Annotated in this window: 19 protein-coding genes; 4 read left to right on the forward strand and 15 right to left on the reverse strand. The window is 60.1% G+C overall.

Annotation, left to right across the window (positions count from 1 at the left end):
• Positions 1 to 156: 156 nt before the first annotated feature.
• Entirely contained in the window at positions 157 to 831 is a 675-nt protein-coding gene (locus tag QRN54_RS12900) for a TetR/AcrR family transcriptional regulator (RefSeq protein ID WP_058037649.1), read from the reverse strand.
• A 110-nt stretch (positions 832 to 941) separates the two neighbouring features.
• On the opposite strand from QRN54_RS12900, the gene QRN54_RS12905 reads away from it, so the two are divergent.
• Positions 942 to 1,316: a nitroreductase family deazaflavin-dependent oxidoreductase gene (locus QRN54_RS12905; RefSeq protein ID WP_058037648.1), complete on the forward strand. Its 375-nt coding sequence runs from the start codon at positions 942 to 944 to the stop codon at positions 1,314 to 1,316.
• A 9-nt stretch (positions 1,317 to 1,325) separates the two neighbouring features.
• Here the strand turns inward: QRN54_RS12905 and QRN54_RS12910 are convergent, their stop codons facing one another.
• From QRN54_RS12910 to QRN54_RS12925, 4 genes are all read right to left on the reverse strand, one after another.
• The gene (locus QRN54_RS12910) at positions 1,326 to 1,877 is read right to left on the reverse strand and encodes a TetR/AcrR family transcriptional regulator (RefSeq protein WP_058037647.1); all 552 of its coding nucleotides are present in this window, start codon (positions 1,875 to 1,877) and stop codon (positions 1,326 to 1,328) included.
• 27 nt (positions 1,878 to 1,904) lie between these two features.
• The gene (locus QRN54_RS12915) at positions 1,905 to 2,591 is read right to left on the reverse strand and encodes an ABC transporter ATP-binding protein (RefSeq protein ID WP_003939803.1); all 687 of its coding nucleotides are present in this window, start codon (positions 2,589 to 2,591) and stop codon (positions 1,905 to 1,907) included.
• Positions 2,588 to 3,718 (reverse strand): ABC transporter permease, encoded by a 1,131-nt coding sequence (locus QRN54_RS12920; RefSeq protein ID WP_050656859.1) that lies wholly within the window; start codon positions 3,716 to 3,718, stop codon positions 2,588 to 2,590. Before QRN54_RS12920 ends, QRN54_RS12915 begins: the two co-directional genes overlap by 4 nt.
• Positions 3,719 to 3,860: 142 nt before the next feature.
• Entirely contained in the window at positions 3,861 to 4,811 is a 951-nt protein-coding gene (locus QRN54_RS12925; RefSeq protein WP_054187475.1) for a TauD/TfdA dioxygenase family protein, read from the reverse strand.
• 175 nt (positions 4,812 to 4,986) lie between these two features.
• On the opposite strand from QRN54_RS12925, the gene QRN54_RS12930 reads away from it, so the two are divergent.
• From QRN54_RS12930 to QRN54_RS12940, 3 genes are all read left to right on the forward strand, one after another.
• Positions 4,987 to 5,754: a MerR family transcriptional regulator gene (locus QRN54_RS12930; protein ID WP_042448467.1), complete on the forward strand. Its 768-nt coding sequence runs from the start codon at positions 4,987 to 4,989 to the stop codon at positions 5,752 to 5,754.
• 78 nt (positions 5,755 to 5,832) lie between these two features.
• Positions 5,833 to 7,389 carry an alpha/beta hydrolase gene (locus tag QRN54_RS12935; RefSeq protein ID WP_285182112.1) on the forward strand — a complete coding sequence of 519 codons (1,557 nt, stop codon included), beginning with the start codon at positions 5,833 to 5,835 and terminating at the stop codon, positions 7,387 to 7,389.
• Positions 7,390 to 7,481: 92 nt separating this feature from the next.
• On the forward strand, positions 7,482 to 8,267 hold the full coding sequence (locus QRN54_RS12940) for an IclR family transcriptional regulator (protein ID WP_007732760.1): 786 nt from the start codon (positions 7,482 to 7,484) through the stop codon (positions 8,265 to 8,267).
• Positions 8,268 to 8,272: 5 nt separating this feature from the next.
• On the opposite strand, the gene QRN54_RS12945 is transcribed toward QRN54_RS12940, so the two are convergent.
• Genes QRN54_RS12945 through QRN54_RS12990 form a run of 10 tightly spaced genes read right to left on the reverse strand, consistent with a single transcriptional unit; the run spans position 8,273 to position 16,350 of the window.
• The gene (locus QRN54_RS12945) at positions 8,273 to 9,028 is read right to left on the reverse strand and encodes an SDR family oxidoreductase (protein WP_007732761.1); all 756 of its coding nucleotides are present in this window, start codon (positions 9,026 to 9,028) and stop codon (positions 8,273 to 8,275) included.
• Entirely contained in the window at positions 9,015 to 10,745 is a 1,731-nt protein-coding gene (locus QRN54_RS12950; protein ID WP_058037644.1) for an IlvD/Edd family dehydratase, read from the reverse strand. The genes QRN54_RS12945 and QRN54_RS12950 overlap by 14 nt, the downstream gene beginning before the upstream one ends.
• Positions 10,738 to 11,631 (reverse strand): beta-keto acid cleavage family enzyme, encoded by an 894-nt coding sequence (locus QRN54_RS12955; RefSeq protein WP_007732764.1) that lies wholly within the window; start codon positions 11,629 to 11,631, stop codon positions 10,738 to 10,740. The genes QRN54_RS12950 and QRN54_RS12955 overlap by 8 nt, the downstream gene beginning before the upstream one ends.
• On the reverse strand, positions 11,628 to 12,260 hold the full coding sequence (gene dhaL, locus QRN54_RS12960; protein ID WP_285182113.1) for a dihydroxyacetone kinase subunit DhaL: 633 nt from the start codon (positions 12,258 to 12,260) through the stop codon (positions 11,628 to 11,630). The genes QRN54_RS12955 and dhaL overlap by 4 nt, the downstream gene beginning before the upstream one ends.
• 29 nt (positions 12,261 to 12,289) lie before the next feature.
• Positions 12,290 to 13,285 carry a dihydroxyacetone kinase subunit DhaK gene (locus QRN54_RS12965; protein ID WP_042448479.1) on the reverse strand — a complete coding sequence of 332 codons (996 nt, stop codon included), beginning with the start codon at positions 13,283 to 13,285 and terminating at the stop codon, positions 12,290 to 12,292.
• Positions 13,282 to 13,716, reverse strand: coding sequence for a hypothetical protein (locus tag QRN54_RS12970; protein WP_285182114.1), 435 nt, complete (start codon positions 13,714 to 13,716; stop codon positions 13,282 to 13,284). The genes QRN54_RS12965 and QRN54_RS12970 overlap by 4 nt, the downstream gene beginning before the upstream one ends.
• Positions 13,716 to 14,072, reverse strand: coding sequence for a hypothetical protein (locus QRN54_RS12975; protein WP_007732768.1), 357 nt, complete (start codon positions 14,070 to 14,072; stop codon positions 13,716 to 13,718). Before QRN54_RS12975 ends, QRN54_RS12970 begins: the two co-directional genes overlap by 1 nt.
• 58 nt (positions 14,073 to 14,130) lie before the next feature.
• On the reverse strand, positions 14,131 to 15,051 hold the full coding sequence (locus QRN54_RS12980) for a beta-keto acid cleavage family enzyme (RefSeq protein WP_054187476.1): 921 nt from the start codon (positions 15,049 to 15,051) through the stop codon (positions 14,131 to 14,133).
• On the reverse strand, positions 15,041 to 15,805 hold the full coding sequence (locus tag QRN54_RS12985; RefSeq protein WP_042448491.1) for an SDR family NAD(P)-dependent oxidoreductase: 765 nt from the start codon (positions 15,803 to 15,805) through the stop codon (positions 15,041 to 15,043). Before QRN54_RS12985 ends, QRN54_RS12980 begins: the two co-directional genes overlap by 11 nt.
• A gap of 2 nt (positions 15,806 to 15,807) precedes the next feature.
• Positions 15,808 to 16,350, reverse strand: coding sequence for a VOC family protein (locus QRN54_RS12990; RefSeq protein WP_042448493.1), 543 nt, complete (start codon positions 16,348 to 16,350; stop codon positions 15,808 to 15,810).
• Between the last annotated feature and the right edge of the window lie 96 nt (positions 16,351 to 16,446).

Consider the following 16,446-nt stretch of genomic DNA (forward strand, 5'->3'; position numbering starts at 1 on the left):
GCATCACATCATCTACGCAATGTGCCTTGGGTCACTTTTGATGAATGTATAGTCCTGTATATACAGCCACCTGTCAATAGGGACACTGCAGCTCACCCGCGTGCACACAACCTTGCGTCACCTCAGTAAGGGTGGGCAACTGGACACGAATCGTCGCTATTCGAGGACCGGTGCCGCCGATGCGCGACGCGCCTCGAGCGCATCGAGGATGAGATCGAGACCGTAGGCGAACTCACTCGTGTGGTCGTAAGCCGGACTCAGACCGTGATCGACGATCATCTCGTGAAGGAAGGGCAACTCTTCAGCCGGAAGGCGCTCGAGGATGTCACTCGCAACTTCTTCGACGTCGACGGGCCCGCTGATCGGCAGATTCGCCTCCTGGAGAACATATCCGCCGATGTAGCTGTCGATCAGCGAGGCTCCGTGGGCGGCCATCGGGAGTGTGAACCCGGCCTTCCGGAGCACTCCGAGCACAGCGTCGAGATGACGCAGGGTCGCCGAGCCAGGGCTGCGTCGCGAATCCAGCAGACCGAGAGCCCAACGGTGCTGCGACAGGACTGTGCGAGCGGAAAAGGCGCGTCCACGGATTGCATCTCGCCAATCCGCACACTCACTGTCGGGCAGGTCGATCGCCTCGAAGACCGCATCGACGAGGCCGTCGAGAATCGCATCTTTGTTGGGCACGTGGTGGTAGAGCGACATCGCCTCGATGCCCAGCTCCTGGGCCACCCGTCGCATCGTGACGGCTTCGACACCACCCGCGTCGGCAACGCGGATCGCACCCTCGATTACGCGAGTCCTGTTCAGCGACTGTCGCGGTTGCCGTGACACACAGACTCCCCTCGGCGGAACGAATACGTTGACAACCTTACATACGTAAGTCACCCTTACAGGTGTAAGCCCGCCTTACGCTCGTAAGGCGATCGAGAGAGGAGATCACAATGCCGATGCCTAGATGGTGGGGACATGTCAACAAACGAGTGTTCAACCCGCGTGCAATTTCGAGCGGTAAATGGCCGGTACTGACTCACGTCGGACGCACATCCGGCACGACCTACCGGACGCCCCTCGACGCCTATCCGGTCGAGGGTGGCTACGTCTTCATTCTGGTGTACGGATCAGGCTCGGACTGGGTGCAGAACGTCTTGAGAGCGGGAAGCGCTCGACTGTCGGTCGACGAGACGGAGGTGAGCCTCGGCACCCCACGCCTCGTCGCGAAAGACGAAGCATTTCAAGCACTTTCCTCAGACGTGTCCCAACCCCCGAGGCTGCTCCGCATCACCGAGTACCTTCGGATGGATCTGATTACGGCCTGAGGGTGCCCGTCACGCGAGGACCTCACGCACGGCGGACCTGACTTCCTCCATGCTGCAACCGGATTCGATCAGTTCGGTACCCGTATGCACCAGCGAGTTGATCAACTTGGCGGTGAGCTTCGGGTCCGACACGCCACGGAGGCGGAGGGCCTCGACCAGCGGAAGCACAAGACTGTCGTGCATTTCCATGATCCGCGAATCTCGAAATGTTTGCGGGGTCAGCGTCGCCAGCGCTCCGACTATCGCATGCTCCCCGTCGGCAACCAGTTGGAGGTTTGCCTCGACGTACGCCCATACCGAATCGTCTGCGCCTGCCATCGCCTCGACGATCTTGTCGTTCCAGCGCGGGAACATGTCTTCGACGACGGCACTGAGGAGATCTTCCCGGGACCGGAAGTAGTGGTAGGCACTCGACCTGGCGAGCCCTGCCTTCGCTGCCACCTCACCGAGCCCCGGCGGCCGGTCCGGGGCCTCGGACAGAAGAGCGTGTGCAGCGTCGAGGAGGGCACGGCGCTGAGCAGCACGATGCTCGACCACAGTGGGCGCATCGATCCTCGGCACCGAATCTCCTCCAGTCCCCTCGCGGGCTTACTCGCTCTGACGCAACCGACCGTCAACCATTTCGAGGATGCGGTCGCAGTGCCCGAGCACGTCGTGATCGTGGGTCACCATGATCGTAGCGACGCCTGCCTCGTGAGTTTCGCGCGAGAGCAGTTCGACCACCTCATGGCTGCGTTTGCGGTCGAGAGCAGCCGTCGGCTCGTCGACGAGCAGTAGTGAGGGATTGCTCATCAATGCCCGAGCGATACCGACGCGCTGGCGTTCACCGCCGGAGAGTTGACCGGGTCGACGATCTGCACGGTGACTCATACCGACCGAGTCGAGCAACTCCTCGGGATCGCGACCCGGCCGCCCCGTGAGCTTGGGAATCAGCCGAAGCTGATCGCGCGCCGTCAGCGCTGGAATCAGGTTGCCGGACTGAAAGACGAAGCCGACCTTGTCTCGTCGAAGTTTGGCGAGAGCACGGGCCGGCATCGCCGACACGTCCACGCCGTCGATGACAATCGTTCCACTCGACGGCCGACCGAGTCCGCCTGCCACAGCGAGCAAGCTCGACTTTCCAGCGCCTGACGGTCCGACGATCGCGACAAGTTCGCCGCACGAGACCTCCAGGTTCACGTTGTCGAGGGCGAGCACGGTGGAGTCACCGTCACCGAATCGAAGACTGACAGCGGTCAATACCAATCCGGTTGTGGTCTTTTCGACTGTGGTCATCGGTTTTCTCCCAATGCGGTGAGCGGGTTGACACGGGTAACACGGACGATGGCAACGGCTGCGCCGACCAGCCCGAGTACCGCCAAGAGCACTGCGCCGTTGACGACTGGGCCGGACTCGAGGGCGAACGGCATCCCCCCGCCTTCGAGCCCCGAACCGAGCCCCAAGCCCAGCAACACACCGAGGCCGATGGAACCAAGCAGCACTACCAGTGCCTGCGCCATGCCGTCACGAAGCAGGAAGCCGGTAGAGGCTCCCATCGCGCGCAACACTGCGAGTTCACGACCGCGCTGAACCGTCCAGATACTGAAGAATGCACCGACCACCAGGGCCGAAATCGCGTACAGAAACGCCTTGATCATCGACATAGTCATCATTTCCGCGGAGAACCCTGGTGAGGAGTCGAAAGATTCCTCGAGCGTCTTTGCGGACGTTCCCGCCGCCGCATCGCCCGACACGAGATCCGGTAACGCGCCACCAATGCCCCGAATCGCAACAACACTTGCTTCGGAATAGGCACTGGCATTGGCGGTTTCGCCGATCTTGGCACCGGCGTGAACCTCCTGCCAAGTACGCAGAGGCAGGTAGGCGACGTCGACGTGACCGAAAGTGCGCTTGTCTTCGGTGAATCCGACAACTGTCAGCTCCGTACCGAGTCGATCGAGTATCACGGTGTCACCGATCGCAACACCGTCGTCACGGAAGGTAGAGCTGACGATGATGTCCGTGTCGGCATGCAGCCCCCTCCCGTCGGCGGAGACGGGCTCGAGGAAGGAGCCAGGTTCGATGCCGAAGAGCGTGAGATCGACAGGCGTGCCACTGCGAGTTTTTGCATTGACGATCATGTTGCCGAAGAGCTCGGCGTCTTGGACATCGGGTTGCATACGCCATGCCTGCGCCTGCTCCTCGGTGACGACCGAGCGCGAAAACGCTGAGTCGGCTTTGGTGTCCGGTGCGAAGGCAAACGCCTGAATCGGCGTCCGCTGCAAAGCGGAGACACCGTCATTTACCAGTCCGGACGAGAGGCCGGACAGAATCACCATCAGGATCGAGATGAGGGCAACCACGGCACCCATCAAGAGGAATCGATTTCGCGCAAACCACAGTTCACGCAGGGCGAGGAACATTCGGGAAGCTCCAAAGTCGTCGATACGAGTCACGCCGACTTTTATCGACGCCTTGTCGAAATCATATCGACAAGGCGTCGAAAAACTATGTGAGGTGCGTTACTACTTCCCGTAGTAGACACTCGAGGCGCTGAGCGTCGTATCAGCCCCCGACGCCCACCGGTCGATCCCCGACAATCGAGATTCGATCCATCACACGACGAGCCGGGAAGTAGTCACTGGCCGCGTAGTGCTGGCAGGTCCGATTGTCCCAGAAGGCAACAGTATTCGGCTCCCACTTCAAACGGACCTGAAATTCCGGACGATTGACGTGGCGATACAGCATCGTGAGAAGTTCGTTCGATTCTTCTTCTGACACACCCAAGATCCGTTGCGTGAAGGTCATGTTGACGAACAACACCCGCCTGCCACTTTCCGGAATGATCCGAACCACCGGATGCTGCACAGCGGGGAACTTCGGACGCAACATCTCGACCGCATCCACCGGCATCGACCTGCCGAACGAGTTGATCCAATCGTGTTCTGCAACAAGCGGGTCGATACGCTTCTTGATGTCTTCAGGAAGCAGATCGTAGGCAGCTGCAGTATCGGCCCACAAAGTGTCACCACCCACCTCCGGCACCTCGACCGCACGAAGAACTGCTGCGAACGAAGGAAACTCGTGCCACGTAACGTCGTTGTGCCAGTTGTTCTCGACTCCGCCGACCATCGCATCCTTCGCCAGTGTCGTGACATCGACGTCCGTCTGCCCGGGCTGCGTGTACTTGAAGAACGGATGCTGTTCGAGATCGCCCCAACGCTCGGCAAAAGCTCGATGTTCCGCTCGGTCGAGGTCCTGATCGCGGAAGAAGAGGACTTTCCATTCGAGGAGAGCTCGGCGGAGTTCCGCAATCACGGCATCAGACAGGCCCCCGCCGAGTCGAATACCGGAGATTTCCGCTCCGATCGTCGGCGCGACCGCCTTGACCGCAAAGTGTTCGTACGGTGCCGGAACTACCGACTCGGGATTCCGGCGAGCAACGAGTGGACCGTACGCAGCAAGCGGGTCGGTGGGGATCGGAAAGATTGTTGCCGCAGGAAAAAGGGTAGCCATCAGGGCACTTCCTCGAAATCGACGATGTCGTAAAGGACAAAAGTCAGATTAAGTCCGCCTCCTTAAAGTGTCAACGGTCACGTTCTCCGGCGCGAATCTTGACCCTGACGCCGCGTCAAGGTTGGAGAATGGTTTTCACAGACGGAATCCGATTCGATCACGGGAGGGCAGGGCGATGATGACCATCGGCGAGCTGGCCAAATTGGCCGGCACCACCGTCAGGTCCGTGCGCTACTACCACTCGAACGGCCTTCTCGAAGAACCACAACGCCAACCCAACGGCTACCGCACGTACCGGGCGGTGGACCTGGCACGACTGAGTCGCATCCGCCGCCTGCGCGATCTGGGGATTCCTGTTGCCAAGATCGCCGAACTACTCGACGGCGACGCTCACGACACTCGGTCTGCACTCGATGCCCTCGACAAGGAATTGGCGACGAAGGCCGAACAGATCGCTGTTCAGCGTGCGCACATCGAGTCGCTACGCCGCAATGCCGATCCTGAACTACCCGACGCGTTTTCGGAAGTGCTCGCACAGTACGTCGTTGCCGGTGCGCCGACAGCGTGGATCGACAACGAGCGTGAACTTCTGATCCTCGCACTCACGGTCTCCGGGGGCGATCCCGAGGTCTGCGATTCACTCCTGTCCGCCCATCGCCGGGTATTGGCCGAGCCGAACCGCGAGCAGGCCATCGAATTGATAACTCGCATGTATGCCCTCGCCGACGCACCGGCTGACGCGGACACGATTGCGGCCCTTGCCATTCAGTTCTGCGACTTCACCGAGAGCGTGCTACCCGAACAGGCTGCACCGGAGGACGCTTCCCCCACCCGGCTGGTAGCGGTACTGCGCGAACACCAAGCGGATCGACGAACCGTCACCCAGGAAAGATTCGCGAAGGCTGTGGCCGCGGAGTTCGCCGCCCGTCAATCCCGCCTCTGAAAAACCCTGATCAACCCCCACATTCGAAGTGGGGTGACCAACACTGCCCGAAAATGGGCTCAACGCAAGGACACGACAATGACTGGATTCACCATGCCCAGATCACGCATGCCTCGACCACGAAGGTGGCTGGCTACCACAATCGCCGCTGCCGCGCTCGCCGGACCTGCATTGGCGGCGTGCTCGGATCCTGCTACTCCGCAGGAAGATCCACAATCGAATCTCAGCGCGTTCTACGAACAGGATCTCGAGTGGGGGCCATGCGCCACAGACACCGGAACGTCGACCGCAAGTGAATGCGCCATGTTCACAGTACCTTTGGACTATTCCGTCCCTGACGGCAAAACGATCGAAGTGGCGATCTCGCGGGTCGCGTCCACCGACCCCGCACAGCGACGCGGGATCCTGCTCACCAACCCTGGTGGGCCGGGTGGCCGAGGACTGGGATTGCCCGAGATTCTGAATGCGGGAATGACACCGGAAGTCGCAGCGGCATACGACGTCATCGGCATGGATACCCGAGGACTCGGCAAGAGCACACCGATCGACTGCGGCGTCGAACAGATGACATGGATGCGGTCGCCGGGCACCACGGACGAGGGATGGAACGAGAGTGTTGCGCTCGCACGCAAGGCCGCTGACACATGCTGGGACAAGTACCCGGACTATCTGCCGCACATCAATACTCAAAACATCGCCCGAGACCTCGACGTGATTCGTGGCGCCCTCGACCAGGAGAAGGCGTCGTACTTCGGGTGGTCGTACGGCACATACCTCGGTGCAACCCATGCTCAAATGTTCCCGGACAGGATCGACCGTGTGGTTCTCGACAGTGCACCGGATCGGAAGAAATACGGATACGAGATGTTCCAGGACATGGGCCCGGCCAACGAGAAAGCGATCGACGGATTCTCGCAGTGGGCAGCAGAACACAACTCCACCTATGCACTCGGATCGACGCCCGCCGAAGTTCGCGCCCTCATCGAGAAGCTGATCTCGGACGCGGCCACCACTCCGATACAGATCGGTGACCATGCCGTCGACGATCACGTCCTTCCATTCCTGATGTACGTCAACGGAACCGGCGACACCGAAAAGGAAAGCGAGGCATTCGCACAGGTATTGGTTCAGTTGCGCGATCTCGCCGCAGGCAAGACCGTCGAGAACATCCATCCCCAGCTGACGGGATTGATGCAGGCATGGTTCCAGACCGAACTGGGAACCGGTCCTGACTATGCCGGGACAATCGCCATCGTCTGCGGAGACGTATCGATGCCGAGCGATCCCGAGTGGTACCGCAACAAGTTGGAGGAGCACCGTGATGATCAGCCGATCTTTGCCGGCACACACAACACGATCATGCCGTGCGCGTTCTGGCGCAGTGAGGCCACTACGCGGATCGACATCGACAACAACGTTCCGGCATTGCAGATCCAGGCAACCGGTGACACCCGCACGACGTACGACGAAGGCCTCGGCATGCATGAAGCGATGAAAGGCTCACGGCTAGTGACAGTTCCAGGCCGCACTCATGCGGTGTTCCCGGGCTACGCGAATACTTGCGCGAACGCCGCCGTCAACTCGTACCTGCTCGACGGCTCACTGCCGGCCGAAGACGTGGTGTGCGAGTCGTGACGATTTCCGGCGATCCCATCACCGGAAGACCTGCGTGATCTGATGCGCGATTGCCCCTCGACAATCTCGCATCAGGCAGACAGAATAGTTCGGTGAGTCCCATTCATCGGGCCGATGGCGAGGTTTCCGCAATTGGTCGTTCCACCGAGATACTGAAGACTTTTCGTGACAGCTCAGGCGTTCTCAGCGCAGCAGCGCTTGTTCGACGGACAGGCATGGCCAAAACAACGGTGTATCGAATGGTCGACGATCTCGTCCGAGTCGGGTTGCTCGAACGGCAAGGAACCAATTACCGCTTGGGTCTCCTCCTGTTCGAGATCGGCGAATCTGTTCCACGGCAGCGAAACCTCCGCGAAGCAGCGCGGCGCCACCTTTCGGCCTTGCGTGAAGCAACGGGACACAACGTGGGACTCGCTGTATTGGACGGTTTCGACGTGGTTTACCTTGATGTCTTCCGTGGCGACGACGGACCACGCCTTCCGCAGCAAATTGGTGGTCGGTGGCCTGCACACGCAAGTTGTTCCGGCAAAGCAGTATTGGCGTTCACCAACTCTGGGGATTTCACGATGCCCACTGTCCTCGAAGCACACACCGAGAACACCATCACCGATCCCGAACTCTTCCACCGAGAACTGGATCGTGTTCGCAAGCGTGGTGTCGCCTTCGACCGCCAGGAAGCATTTCCCCGGATCGTCGGCGCCGCAGCACCAATATTCGGCCCGGACGAAGGCGTCCTCGGCGCAATCTCCATTTCCGGTATGGCAGGCCGAATAAATCTGACCCGTATCGACGCGGCGGTGCGGACGACGGCAATCGCCATCTCACGTGATCTCTCGAGTGCCCAGTCCGTCGTCCGCCCTGTCCTACAACGACGCTGATGCCGTCAACCGCGCCCGACGTACGGCATCCGGTTTGCCATGATCGTCAGAGTCGGGACATTCACGTCGAGTGGTAGATCTATCAGTTGCACAACGGTGTTCGCGACATGACGAGGATCGAATGTCGGCTCGGGCCTGGTGGTGCCGTCAGCTTGTCTTGCCGAGTGGCCGATTCCGGCCGTCATGTCAGTTGCCGCATTGCCGATGTCGATTTGACTGCAACAGATGTCGAACTCTCGGCCGTCGAGAGAGATCGACTTCGTCAAACCTGACACACCGTGTTTGGTCGCCGTGTAGGCGGCACTGTCGGGCCGGGGCGTGTGAGCGGAGAGCGACCCGTTGTTGATGATCCGGCCTCCTCTCGGATCCTGTGTTTTCATGATACGAATCGCTTCACGCGCACAAAGGAATACGCCGGTGAGATTGGCTGCGACTGTCGCGTTCCACGCTTCAGGATCGATCTCGTCCACACTCCCCGACGGCCCGAATGTCCCTGCGTTGTTGACAAGCACATCGAGTCTGCCGAAACGCTCAGTCACGGATGTGAACAACCGGTGAACCGATTCGGGCGAGGACACATCAGCGGGAATTACCACTGCGCGCTCGTGACCCCCACCTGTCGCTTCCAAGCTCACGCTGTTTCGACCAGCCAATACAACGTGGTGTCCTGCATCGAGTAGACCTCTGGCCATTGCGCGGCCGAGTCCCGACCCTGCACCGGTCACGACCACGACTCGGCCGACACGCTCAGTGATTGTCACCGTGTACCTCCGTTCCACGCCTGCCCACCAGGAAATCGAAATCGACTCCGCGGTCGGCCTGCATCACATGATCCACGAACAGTCGTTGATACCCACTCGTACTCTTTTGTACGCGTGGCGGCAACGCCTCGAGACGCCTGGCCAGCTCGTCGTCGTCGACGAGTACACGCAAGACCCCACGAGCAACATCCAACTCGATCAAATCACCATCCCTGACCGCGCCGAGAGGCCCACCGGCATCCGCTTCGGGCGCAACGTGCAAAACGACTGTGCCGAAGGCTGTTCCGCTCATTCGCGCATCAGAGATCCTGACCATGTCTCGTACACCCCGCTCGAGCAGCCTTCGAGGGAGTGGCAGATTACCTACTTCTGGCATACCCGGAAACCCCTTCGGTCCAGCGCCGGTGAGGACGATGACGTCGTCGGCCTCGATGTCGAGATCCGGCGAGTCGACGCGCGCCGTGAAGTCGTCCATTCCGTGAAACACGACCGCACGGCCCACGTGGCTGAGCAACTCCGGCGACGCCGCAGATGGCTTGATCACTGCACCGTTCGGCGCGAGATTGCCGGTCAATACCGCTATGCCGGCTTGCTCCAGCAACGGTGCCGCCGTGCTACGAATTACGTCGTCGTCCCAAATTGTTTCGCCGGAGTTGTTCTCACCGAGAGTCTTTCCGGTAACCGTGGCGGCATCCAGATGGAGGATGTCTCCGAGCTCGGCGATCACCGCAGGCAGTCCGCCTGCGTAGAAGAAATCCTCCATCAAATAGGTACCCGAAGGCATGAGGTTGACCAGCAGGGGAACGTCACGACTCTGCTCCCCGAAATCGCTGAGCTCGAGGGGAATTTCCAGCCTCCCGGCGATGGCAAGCAAGTGCACCACAGCGTTGGTGGACCCACCGATAGCCGTGTTCACCTTGATCGCATTCTCGAATGAATTTCGGTCGACGACCGAAGACATCGTCAGGTTCTCGGCCACCATCTCCACGATTCTCACGCCGCTGTCGCGTGCAAGTACACGTCGCCGTGAATCCACTGCCGGGATCGCAGCGTTACCGGGGAGCGTGAGGCCCAAAGTCTCGACAAGCGACGCCATCGTCGACGCGGTGCCCATAGTGTTGCAGTGACCGGGCGATCGAGACATAGCCGATTCCGCTGCTCTGAACTCACATTCACTCATGCATCCGGCTCGCACTGCTTCACTCATCTCGAACACCGAGGTTCCAGATCCGACAGTCTTACCTTGATGGCGGCCGTTCAACATGGGCCCACCGGATACGACAATGGTGGGAAGGTCACAACTGGCTGCGCCCATCACCAGCGCCGGGGTGGTTTTGTCGCAGCCGCAGAGCAGTACGACGCCGTCGATCGGATTGGCTCGAATCGACTCCTCCACATCCATACTGACGAGGTTCCGATAGAGCATCGTGGTGGGGCGGATGATCGTCTCACCCAATGACATCACCGGAAACTCAACTGGAAATCCGCCTGCTTCGATGACTCCCAGTCGCACCTGCTCGGCCAGATCTCTGAAGTGAGCGTTGCACGGCGCGAGCTCGGAATACGTGTTACAGATACCGATAACCGGTCGGCCGTCGAACATCCGATCAGGGATACCCTGGTTCTTCATCCACGAGCGGTGGATGAATGCATTGAGATCATTGCCTCCGAACCAATCCTGCGAGCGAAGTGTTCTACTCGTCGGTGTTTTACTCATCCGAACCCTCCAAACCAAGGATTGCCCTTGCCTCCCCAGGTGTTGCAGGCTGCATTCCGAGTCGCTGGACGATGTCGATGATGTTCTCCACCAAACGAACGTTCTCGGCCGGCTCTCCATTCGCGAGAAACGGATAGTCTTCGATTCCCACACGCACGTGCCCTCCGAGCAGGAGTGCATGAGTCAGACCACGCAGTTGATCTGGCCCGCTGATGCTCACGGAGAAGACCGATTTCTCCGGTAGGTGTTCCACCATCTGCTGCAAGATCTGCGGGGAGTACGGCATCGCATTCTGAAAAGTTCGATCAAGTCCCAGTACAAGATTGACGAGGTGCGGGCCAGGCTGCCCTTCGGTCAACGTACGTATCTCCTGGAGCAGATGTGACGGGCTGAAGGCCTCCCACTCAGGTTTGATTCCTAGTTTGCGCATTGACGCTGCCAGTTCGGCGGCACGACTGGGCGGCGTGTCCATCAGTACCTCACCGACCGGTGAGGTCACATAGGCCGTGATGGCATCGAGCGTGCATGTGTCTGCGCCGCCATGCAGGCCCTGGAGCCTCGCGTCCCAGTCCACGATGCGCGCACCGTCACTGCGAACACTCACCATGTCACCGTTGACTCCGCCGCCGGTCGAGTTGTTGATCACGATGTCGCAGCTTTGGCGGACAAGCGTATTCATCTGCCGATAGATTGCGGCATCACAGGTCGCTTGATCGTCCGGTCGTCGAGCATGAAGTGCTGCCACGCTGGCTCCAGCACTGTGGCAGCGTGCCACATCCGCCGCAATCTGCTCAGGCTGAGTCGGAATGAACGGATTGTCGGCAACAGTGAGGAAGCCACCCGTCGGGGCAACTGTGACGATGACCTTGTCTCGCAGATCGCTCATGCCGGAACGCTCCTGTAGCTGGATGCGGCGAAGAACATGGCAATCGCCGATGCCCCCGGGTCCTCGACGCCCCTGGCGTGTTCTCCCACGTAGGTCGCGCGTCCGCGGCGGGCGAGCATCGCGCGAGTCGATTCGGCGCCGAGCCTCGCAGCCGTGGCCGCAGAGTTCAAGGCAGCGGACAAGGTTGCCCCGCTGACTGCCGCCTCGGTCAATGCGCTGGTTGCGGGGACCATGGCGTCGACCATGGTCTTGTGACCCACCTGGGCATTGCCGAGACGCTGCACCGCAGCTGTCGCCGTACCCAGGGCAGAAGCCAATTCTGTTGCGGTCACTTCAACTCCAGAGACTGCTCCGATCCGGCCGAACCACAGACCGAGAAGTGGTCCGCTTGTCCCACCGATGTCGAGAAACGCATCCGACGTACGGGCGAACACTTCACCAGGACTGGTCGGCGGGTCGGAACGAAGTCGTTGCACCGCACTTCGCAGGCCCGTCCGCAGATTCATTCCGAAATCGCCGTCTCCGACAAGCCGGTCCAAATCTGTGAGGGAATCGAATTGATCTTCGGCGGCATCGGCAAATCGATCGATCCACGCCCGAGTGTCCCCGACGCTCAACATTGTCATCATGAAACTCTTTTCAGTAGTGCATATTCGAGTTACCAAGCGAGTGCGGGAGTGCGTACCGTTGCATCCCAGAGATCCAGAAACTCCTCGGTCGAACGGAGAAGGGTGATAGAGAGCCCGTGCATATCCAATGCAGTGACGAAAGAACCTGCAATCACACGATCCAAACCGATACCGGCATCCTCGAGGAAAGACTTTAATTCTGCAGTGGCAATAGATAATTCGAGTCCATGGGTTGCCCCTAGCCCATTCACTATCGCTATCACACCGTCCCCGCGCTCAACCCCGACAGCATCGAGGATCGGCTCCGACAACTGCGCCACGAGTTCGGCGGCAGGAACCGTCGGACGCGTCTCACGTCCACGCTCGCCATGGATTCCGATGCCGAACTCCATCTCCCCCGGCGCCAGTTCGAAGGACGGACGATCCTGTCCGGGAGCCGTGCACGAGCGGAAAGCTGCACCCAACGTCGCCGACGCCGCCACCACCCGGCGCCCCAGGTCAGCGATCTCGGAAAGCGCCCAGTGCCGTTCCGCGGCCGCCCCACAAATCTTCTCCACGGCAATTACCGCAGCGGTACCACGACGTCCAGGTCCACCCTCGTCTGCAGTCGTCGTCGCGAGGTCGTCGTCGACCATCACGATCTCCACTTGCCGCTCAGTTCCGAGTAACTCGGCCGCGATCGAGAAATTCAGTTTGTCTCCGGTGTAGTTCTTCACGATGAGAAGTGCACCCCGTCCGGTCTCGACAGCATTGACCGCAGCGCGGATCTGAAAGGCTGTGGGACTGGCGAAGACCGACCCAGGAACTGCGGCGTCCAACATGCCGGATCCGACGAACTCCGCGTGTAACGGCTCATGCCCGGCCCCGCCACCTGAGACCAACACAACTTTGTCTCGGGCGACACCCGCGCGAGTCACAAACAACGGATCTCGGTGGTAGGAGAGCATTTCCGGGTGCAGGATCTGAAGTCCTTCGAGCGCTTCGCGGACTACATCCTCGGGCCGGTTGACCACATGGCCGATCATGACGAACTCTCGGACGCCGACATTGGGCCGACAGGGAAGCGAACCGCAAACGCACTCACACACGTGCGAACCTTGTCACCGACCCGTATCCCAGCCTCCGCTGCAGGCTCGTTGACATACGAAACAGTTCCGTTGTGCCACATATCCATTCCATTGCTGATCTCGGCAGAGTCGTGACTGACCGCTACGCCGGCAAGTCCCGAATCTCCCATGCGGACGATTCCGATGATCCCCGCGTTGTCCTTGCCGATTCCGGCATCGTTCAGCACCGCCAACGCACAGCCCGTCGCAATCGCCATCCGCCCTGACTCTTGACCGCCGTTGGATGCCGCAACGACGATGCGGTCGCGGTCCGTCCGTTCGATCTGCGACATACTGTCCATGACGACAATCTGTCTACCGTTCTCCACACCGACAATGTTCCGAAACATCAGTCGACGCTCCTCTCTATCAGTGCCAGCACTTCTTCGGAAACGCGGCTGCCCACACGCACACCCGCTGCGACTGCAGTCGGATTGGCATACGTCACGATGCCGCACTCCCACACGTCGTTGCCATCTCCAATACGCGAACTCTCGTGTCCGACTGCAATGCCGACGATCTTCTGGGCGTCGATCGCAGCCAAACCTGCGATTCCGGCCTTGTTCTTCCCTATGCCGGCGTCATTGCACACCACAACACGAACCCCGAACCCGACGGCGTACTCTCCAGCACTCGTCCCTCCGTGTGATCCGGTCACGATCACATCACCGGCCTGAGCCGAGGAAGCAAACGCAATCGAATCCATGATCCACACTCTCGTTCCGTTAGAGGAATGAACCAAAGTAGGTTCGGCACCTTCGGTTTCAACTACTCGCATGGACATCCACCCCTAGAATTCGACGTGCCTGATCAGGAGTTGCGGGTTCACGCCCGTACCGCCGAGCGATCGAAACAACTTCGGCGACCAGATCAGGTGTGGAGGGGTATCCCAGTTCTTCGTAGTGGTAGTCACCGGCACCGATTGCTACATGGCCCCCGCGCTTGATCGACTCCTCCGCTGCTGCAAGAACATTGCCTCGGTAGGCCGAGACGATCCACTCCACTGGAAGATCAGCCGGCAGGAGGTCCAGTTGCGCACGTAGCCCTGCTGCTGTCGCCGGATGTGCAGCCGGAAACTCGTCACCACCGAGAATGAAAGCGATCACCAATGGTGACGACGGATTCCGCACCCTTGCGTGGGCGAAGATCGCGCGCGTCCAACTCACGTTGAATGACGTCTGATACGGCACCAGACCCAATTCACTAGCGCGCGAGAGTAATTCGATCTGTGTTCGAGTGTCGTTGACGAAGACCCTGGAATCGGTTGCGAACAAGCCTGTCGTCGCATCGATCAAGTCCATCGCCGCACAGCCCATGTCGACGACCAAGAAGTCCGAACGTCGTTTCGGATCACTTTGGTTCGGGGCAAGATTCGACAGCCGCTCGTCTATCGTGTAGCCGGGAACATTGGCCATCGACGGCGCAAGCAGCAGATTCGATACCGCCCGAACCCGCTCGACGATCTCTCCGTAGGTCGCCGCCGAGTGATCCACGCCGCCGTCCACGGCTCGACCGTGAAAATGCATCAACGACGCCCCCGCATCCTCACAAGCGAGGGCAGTGTCGGCTATTTCGCTGGGCGTCCACGGAATGTGGGGATTGGGTGCGCGCATGGTGTTCTCGTTGACGTGCACTCCGATGATTACCGGTTTCTCCGTTGTACTGGACGTTGCCTCAAGAGTCATGTCGCTCCTTCGGAAGATTCCAACCGGCTGTCATCGACTGACCTCCGTCGACTGTCCACGTCTGACCCGTCACGAAACCGGCGCCGGGACCAGCGACAAAGGTCACGACTTCGGCAATCTCAGCCGGCTCCGCGTAACGGCTCAACGGGATCGATTGCAAGATGGCGCTCTGCATTTCAGGGCTCTGGGCCCGACTTGCAAGCGGTGTCCGCGTCGAACCCGGTGCAACACAATTGACTCGGATCCCCTCGCCGGCGAGCTCGATCGCGAGTTGTGTGGTCAACGCGACCACGCCACCTTTCGATGCGGAATACGCAGCACGGTCTACGCTGCCGCGTAGGCCGGAAACCGAGGCAATTGTCACCACGGATCCGCCGCCATCTGCGGCGAGCAGATCCACGAACTCCCTGACCACCGCAAACGTGGAAACGAGGTTCAGCTCGAGGGTTCGCCTGAATCGATCGGGTGTGGTGTGCCGGATCGGCGCGTTGTCCGCGGTTCCCGCCGAGGTCACAACCGTGTCGACACGACCGAACAGCTCTTCGGCGACGTCGCGAAGCCGTCGGATGTCTCCCTCATCGGTGACATCCACTCGAACGCCGACCGTCCGTGTATCTGGTTCTGGCGCAGTGTCTCCGGATGTATGCGACAGGTCGGCAGAGATGACATGCCAACCCAAGTCGGCGAATCGTTTGCACGTTGCCAGGCCGATCCCGGATGCGCCACCAGTGACGATCGCTACCTTCCTACTCACGACTACAGCACCTTCCTCATATCGCGAATGGGATTCGACCCGTCCCACTCCTTCGATGCAGCCTCGACTGCGCGAAACAGATCGCCCTTCCTTCCGCTGACCTCCGAGACTTCGATGACTGTTCCCGGATACGGGCCGTCCTCGTAGTACACGAATCGCTCGTCCGGTGCGCCACTACCGGATCTACCACTCTGCAATTCGACGAGCCCTCGGTTCTTGGATTCCTCCACATATCGATCGAAATCCGTTGTCCAGTAGGCAACATGTTGAAGTCCTTCGAGCCCTCGATCGGCGAACTCGCGAAATGCCGACGGCTCATCGTTGTGTTGTTGAATCAGCTCGATCTGCGCGCTTCCGCTGTGCGCGAGCGCCACACTGAATCGAGGCGCACTCGACTTGCCACGGAAGACGAAGTCGTTCAACGGTTGGTCCTCCACGAAGAAGAAGGGGCCAACGCCGACAACGTCGATCCAATGCTTCAGCGCGCTGTCGATGTCGTTGACCACAAAACCCAATTGGCGCAAAGGCCCGAAGTATCTACTCACGAAGTCCTCGTTTGTTCGTTGCCGACGAAACCACGGTCGACGACTGTGATCCTGATAAGTGATGATGTCCTGCGCATGCTCGCCTGAAGAATGAAG

This window comes from Rhodococcus sp. MEB032 (genome assembly GCF_030208925.1).
In the GTDB taxonomy this organism is placed as follows: Bacteria; Actinomycetota; Actinomycetes; order Mycobacteriales; family Mycobacteriaceae; genus Rhodococcus_F; species Rhodococcus_F qingshengii.

Excerpts from the sequence above, each read along its gene's own strand:
- QRN54_RS12905 (WP_058037648.1), top strand. The coding sequence starts at position 942 with ATGCCGATGCCTAGATGGTGGGGACATGTCAACAAACGAGTGTTCAAC.
- QRN54_RS12915 (WP_003939803.1), bottom strand. The coding sequence starts at position 2,591 with ATGACCACAGTCGAAAAGACCACAACCGGATTGGTATTGACCGCTGTC.
- QRN54_RS12920 (WP_050656859.1), bottom strand. The coding sequence starts at position 3,718 with ATGTTCCTCGCCCTGCGTGAACTGTGGTTTGCGCGAAATCGATTCCTC.
- QRN54_RS12925 (WP_054187475.1), bottom strand. The coding sequence starts at position 4,811 with ATGGCTACCCTTTTTCCTGCGGCAACAATCTTTCCGATCCCCACCGAC.
- QRN54_RS12930 (WP_042448467.1), top strand. The coding sequence starts at position 4,987 with ATGATGACCATCGGCGAGCTGGCCAAATTGGCCGGCACCACCGTCAGG.
- QRN54_RS12935 (WP_285182112.1), top strand. The coding sequence starts at position 5,833 with ATGACTGGATTCACCATGCCCAGATCACGCATGCCTCGACCACGAAGG.
- QRN54_RS12950 (WP_058037644.1), bottom strand. The coding sequence starts at position 10,745 with ATGAGTAAAACACCGACGAGTAGAACACTTCGCTCGCAGGATTGGTTC.
- QRN54_RS12955 (WP_007732764.1), bottom strand. The coding sequence starts at position 11,631 with ATGAGCGATCTGCGAGACAAGGTCATCGTCACAGTTGCCCCGACGGGT.
- dhaL (WP_285182113.1), bottom strand. The coding sequence starts at position 12,260 with ATGATGACAATGTTGAGCGTCGGGGACACTCGGGCGTGGATCGATCGA.
- QRN54_RS12965 (WP_042448479.1), bottom strand. The coding sequence starts at position 13,285 with ATGATCGGCCATGTGGTCAACCGGCCCGAGGATGTAGTCCGCGAAGCG.
- QRN54_RS12970 (WP_285182114.1), bottom strand. The coding sequence starts at position 13,716 with ATGTTTCGGAACATTGTCGGTGTGGAGAACGGTAGACAGATTGTCGTC.
- QRN54_RS12975 (WP_007732768.1), bottom strand. The coding sequence starts at position 14,072 with ATGGATTCGATTGCGTTTGCTTCCTCGGCTCAGGCCGGTGATGTGATC.
- QRN54_RS12980 (WP_054187476.1), bottom strand. The coding sequence starts at position 15,051 with ATGACTCTTGAGGCAACGTCCAGTACAACGGAGAAACCGGTAATCATC.